This window comes from Streptomyces alkaliphilus, assembly GCF_014141535.1.
Taxonomy (GTDB): domain Bacteria; phylum Actinomycetota; class Actinomycetes; order Streptomycetales; family Streptomycetaceae; genus Streptomyces; species Streptomyces alkaliphilus.
In genome coordinates this window covers 1-5,360 of record NZ_VKHT01000295.1, presented here as the reverse complement: position 1 = coordinate 5,360, position 5,360 = coordinate 1, and the positions used below count along the sequence as shown (strand labels likewise).

General features: G+C 72.7%; 2 protein-coding genes. One reads left to right on the top strand and one right to left on the bottom strand.

Annotated features, from left to right (window positions below):
• Positions 1-40: 40 nt before the first annotated feature.
• Positions 41-2,569, bottom strand: coding sequence for a glycoside hydrolase family 2 protein (locus tag FNQ90_RS11520; RefSeq protein ID WP_182606285.1), 2,529 nt, complete (start codon positions 2,567-2,569; stop codon positions 41-43).
• Positions 2,570-2,860: 291 nt separating this feature from the next.
• Here FNQ90_RS11520 and FNQ90_RS11515 point away from each other — a divergent pair, with 291 nt between their 5' ends.
• Positions 2,861-5,080 carry an alpha-galactosidase gene (locus tag FNQ90_RS11515; RefSeq protein WP_323379894.1) on the top strand — a complete coding sequence of 740 codons (2,220 nt, stop codon included), beginning with the start codon at positions 2,861-2,863 and terminating at the stop codon, positions 5,078-5,080.
• Positions 5,081-5,360 lie beyond the last annotated feature (280 nt).

The window sequence follows — 5,360 nt, the reverse complement described above, 5'->3', positions numbered from 1 at the left end:
CGGCCGACCGGCCCGGTGGTCCGACCCGGGGGCGGGGGGCTCACGTCCGGTCACCGGACCCGGATCGGTCCCGGAAGAGGTCGTTGGCGGTGCGCAGCACCGGCCTCCGGGTCAGGACGGTCGGGTCGATCCCCGCGTCGGTGCGCACCCGGAAGATCCGGGTCTCGCCGGGGAGCAGCGTCACCAGCATGTCGTCCACCTCCGCGTCGGGGGCGGCCCGGTCCGCCAACAGCGCGACGTCACGGGCCAGGGCCAGGGCCCTGACCTCCACCCGGTAGCCGCCGGGTTCGACGACCGCCCGGGCCTCCAGGGGGTCGGGGTCCAGTGCCAGGTCGAGGTCCTCGAGGAAGGGGTGGACGACCCGGGTGCCGTCCTCCGCCGTCATCACGAGCAGTTCCTCCTGTGCGGCGTCCGGGGTGATCAGGGAGTCCGCAAGATGGTACTGCCGCACCGAGCGGGCGGGGACCTCCAGCTCCACGGTGCCGGCCCCCCGTTCCGCTCCGGTGGGGAAGTCGATCCGTCGGGCGGTGAGCGAACCGGTCCACCGCCGGTCGGTGTCGTTGATCGCGATCAGGGTCGGTCGACCGTCGCGCGGCTGAACGGTCAGCAGTCGCGGTGCGTGGGCCCGGCGCAGCCCGTACCACAGCGGCTTGGGACGTCCGTCACCGTCCACCGCGGCCCAGGAGGTGACGGGCCAGCAGTCGTTGAGCTGCCACACCAGGGAGCCGGCGGTACGGGGCCACCAGGAGCGGAAGTGCTCCACGCCCAGGGCCACCGCCCGGGCCTGGTTGAGCTGAGTGGCCCAGTGCCAGTCGACGAAGTCCCGGGGCACGGGCAGGCGCGGAGCCAGGCCGCGCTCCAGCTTGCCGTTGCCGTCCTCGGCCTTCTGGTGGAGCAGGAAGGCGGGCGAGGTCGGGCCCGGGGGTTCGTCCCGGACGGCCCGCCGCAGCGTGGTCCAGGTGGGTGGGCCCTGAAAGCCGAACTCGGAGCAGAAGCGGGGGACGTGGTCCCGGTAGGCGGTCTGGTCGATCCGGTTCCACACCTCCCACTCGTGTCTGGTGCCGTGGTCCTGGTCGTTGGGGTGGATACCGTGGGTACCGTCGATGGGCCGGCCCGGGTTGCAGGGGCTGTTCTCGGCGTAGAAGCGGGTGGGGTCCAGCTCCCGGACGACGGCGGGGAGCAGTTCGGTGTAGTACCGCAGACCCCAGCTGCGATCGCCGAGTTCCTCCCGCCATCCCCAGTCCCGGAAACCCCACATGTTCTCGTTGGCACCGTTCCACAGCGCGAGGGAGGGGTGGGAGGAGAGCCGGGCGACGTTCTCCCGGGCCTCGGCCTCCACCTCGCTCCACAGGGGTTCCTCCTCCGCGTAGGCGGCACAGGCGAAGGGGAAGTCCTGCCAGACCAGCATCCCGCGCTCGTCGCAGACGTCGTAGAAGTCGTCGGTCTCGTAGATGCCGCCGCCCCACACCCGGAGCATGTTCATGTGGGCGCCCAGGGCCTGGTCCACCCGGTGGGCCAGGCGCTCGCGGGTGACGCGGGTGAGGAAGTGGTCGTCGGGGATCCAGTTGGCGCCCTTGACGAAGACGGGGACGCCGTTGACGGCGACGGTGAAGGGCGTGCCGTGCTCGTCCGGGGTGGTGTCCACGGTGACGGTGCGGAACCCGACGCGTCGGTGGGCGGCGTCCAGGCGCGCGGTCCGACCGGGCTCGCCCAGGACCACTTCGAGGTCGTACAGCGGGTGGTCGCCGTACCCGGCGGGCCACCACAGGCGGGCTTCGGGTACCTCGACGCGCACACTCGCGGTGTCGGCGTCGGCGGGAACGACGAGCCGCCGCTCGTGGTCCCCCACCCGGGCGGTGAGCACGAGTTCCCGGGGGCCGGTCGGGTCCCCCCGCTCGATGTCGACGTGTACGTCGACCCGGCCGGTGCCGTCGGGGGCGACCGAGACCAGGGGTCGCAGGGAGGCGATGCGCGCGGTGTGCCAGCGTTCCAGGCGGACCGGCTTCCAGATGCCGGCGGTCTGCAGGTCCGGCCCCCAGTCCCAACCGAAGGAACAGGCCATCTTGCGGACGGCGTTGAACGGGTGGGGGTAGGCGCGCGGGCGGGCCCCCAGCTCCTTCTCGATCCCCTCGGCGTACTCCAGGGCCGAGCCCAGGGCGACCACCAGGTCGTTGGTGCCGGGCCGCCCCCCGGCGGCGGCGGGGGCGAGCCGGCCCCGCAGGTCGACGCGGACCGAGCGGTGCATGTTGACGGACCGGGCTGCGGGGTCACCGTTGAGGAGGACCTCGACGACGGTGTCCAGACCGTCGAAAACCAGGTCGACGCGCTCCCCGGGCGCGACCGGTTCGGCCTCGAAGGTGGTGGTGTAGCGCCAGTGGGCGCGGTGGGTCCACCGCAGCGCGGTCTCGTTGAGGTCGAGGTAGGGATCGGGGATGAGGCCGGCGGCGAGCAGATCGAGGTGGGAGGAGCCCGGCACCGCCGCCGGCACGGTGCGACCGGCGAGGTCCCCGGGGACCCCGTCCCCCTCCACCGTCAGTCGCCAGCCGTCGTGCAGGGTCGTTCGCTTCATGCGGGTACTCCTCGATCGGGTCATCGGCCGGGGCGGGAGGCGTCGAAACACCTTCGACGAGCTTCCCGATTCTTACTCAAGTGAATTAACTAAGTCAACATCCTTGCACCCCTCCCCGGAGTTCCGGTATCCAGAATCATCAACCCAACGAAATCCATCACGAACCACCGGAAGACATCAGAAAATCCGGACCACGCCGGGCGCGGTTCCCCGACACGGTCCGTCCCGTTCCACGCCTCCCCGTCCGTCTCCGTTCCGTCCTCACCCGCCCCCACCTCCAGGGAGCCGCTCGTGTCCTCATCCGATGCCCCGCACAGCGTCCCGCCGGCCGCCGCACCGCCCGGCGGCATCGTCGTCCTGCGCGCCGACGGGGTCGGCCTGGTCCTCGACACCGGGGGCGGGACCCTCCCCCGCGTCCTGCACTGGGGCGCCGATCCCGGCCCCCTCGACCCCTCCGACACGGAGGCGCTGCGTCTGGCGCTGCGCCCCCAGGCGATCGGCTTCTCCATCGACGAGGCGGTCGAGGTGTCGGTTCTGCCCGAGCAGTCCGCCGGCTGGCTGGGCACACCGGGCCTGGTCGGGCACCGAGCCGGTGGCACCGATTTCTCCACCGCCTTCCGCACCCGCTCGGTCGCGGTGGACGCCGCCCCGGACGGCAACGGTGGCGGCACCGTCACGGTGCGGGCCGGGGACCCGGTGGCCGAACTCGATCTGGAGCTGACGCTCCGTCTGACCCCCGAGGGCCTGGTGTGCATGCGGGGGACGCTGACCAACACCGGGGACACCGACTTCGTGCTGGAGGCACTGCATCTCGCCCTCCCGGTCCCGGCCGAGGCGGTGGAACTGCTGGACTTCACCGGCCGTCACCTGCGTGAGCGCGGCCCCCAACGCACGGCCTTCACACACGGGTTGCGCGTACGGGAGAACCGCACCGGCCGGACGGGATACGACAGCGTGTACCTGCTCGCCGCCGGCACCGCCGGTTTCGGTCACCGCACCGGGGAGGTGTACGCGCTGCACACGGGCTGGTCGGGCAACCTGCGCACCTTCGCGGAGCGCACCTTCCACTCGATCTCCCTGCTGGGCTCGGGCGAACTCCTGCTCTCCGGGGAGGGCATCCTGGCGCCGGGCGCCTCGTACACCACGCCTTGGCGGTTCGCCTCCCACGGGATCGGTCTGGACGAGGTCTCCTCCCGCTTCCACCGCTGGATGCGGGCCCGCCCGCACCACCCCTCCCGCCCCCGCCCGGTGGTGGTCAACACCTGGGAGGCGGTCTACTTCGACCACGACCTCGACCGCCTGCGGGCGCTCGCCGACGCCGCCGCCGGAATCGGCGCCGAGCGCTTCGTCCTGGACGACGGCTGGTTCGGCGGGCGGCGCGACGACCGCCGTGCGCTGGGCGACTGGTACGTCTCCGAGGAGGTGTGGCCCGACGGCCTGGGCCCGCTGATCGACCACGTCACCCGCCTGGGCATGGAGTTCGGGCTGTGGGTGGAACCGGAGATGGTCAACGAGGACTCCGGGCTGGCCCGTGCCCACCCCGACTGGATCATGTCCACCGGGGGTCGACTGCCCGGTCCCGCCCGGCACCAGCAGGTGCTCGACCTCACCCGCCCCGAGGCGTTCGACCACATCCTCGGCCGGCTGGACGCCCTGTTGAACGAGTACCCCATCGCCTATCTGAAATGGGATCACAACCGGGACCTGGTGGAGGCCGGTCGGCCGCCCACCGGACGGGCCGGCACGCACGCCCAGACGCTCGCGACGTACCGACTGATGGACGAACTGCGCCGGCGGCACCCGGCCCTGGAGATCGAGGCCTGCTCCTCCGGCGGTGGTCGGGTGGACCTGGGGGTCCTGGAGCGCACCGACCGGGTGTGGGCCTCGGACTGCATCGACGCCCTGGAGCGGCAGGAGATCCAGCGCTGGACCAACGCGCTGATCCCGCTCGAGCTCATGGGCAGCCACGTGGGCTCCGAGCTGTGTCACACCACCGATCGCCGCCACCCGCTGGACTTCCGCGCGGGCACGGCGCTCTTCGGTCACTTCGGTGTCGAGTGGGACCTGACCGCCGCGTCCCCCGCCGAGCGGGAGCGTCTGGCCGAGTGGGTCACCCTCTACAAGGAGACCCGCGACCTGCTGCACACCGGGACCACCGTGCACGCCGACCACCCCGATCCGGCCCTGCGACTGCACGGGGTGGTCGCCCGGGACGGCTCGCGGGCACTGTACGCGCTGGTGGCGGTGGCCTCGAGCGAACAGTACCCACCCGGCCCCGTTCGTCTTCCCGGCCTGGAGCCGGACGCCCGGTACCGGGTCCGGCCGCAGCCGCCGGGGGATGTGCCGGACGGGAACGCCGACCGGTGGGGCAGACCACTGCCGTGGTGGACCCCGGAGGGAGTCGTCCTCACCGGGCGGGCGCTGGAGCGGGTGGGGGTTCGGGCACCGGTGCTCTTCCCGGAGCGGTTGGTGCTGCTGAGGGCCGATCGTCTGGACCACGGAGAGGACTGATCCCCGCCGTTCCCCGCCGGGCTCGACACCCGGCGGGGAACGGCGGATCACCCGCAGAGGCACCGCGTCCGCCTCCCACCGCAGGAGCCCCTTTCCGGCCGGTGGGGGGAGGAGCACCTCGACGACGGCCCGTCCGCCCCGCGGAGGGGAACTCCGATCCCCGGCCGGTCGAGGGGGACGGCCGGCAGCGGGAGATGGGGGTGAAGGGCCCGGCCGGGCCCGCTCTCCCCGCGGAGGGTCGGCCGGTCGGGGGCACGGGTCAGGAGGGGGACTCCCGGCC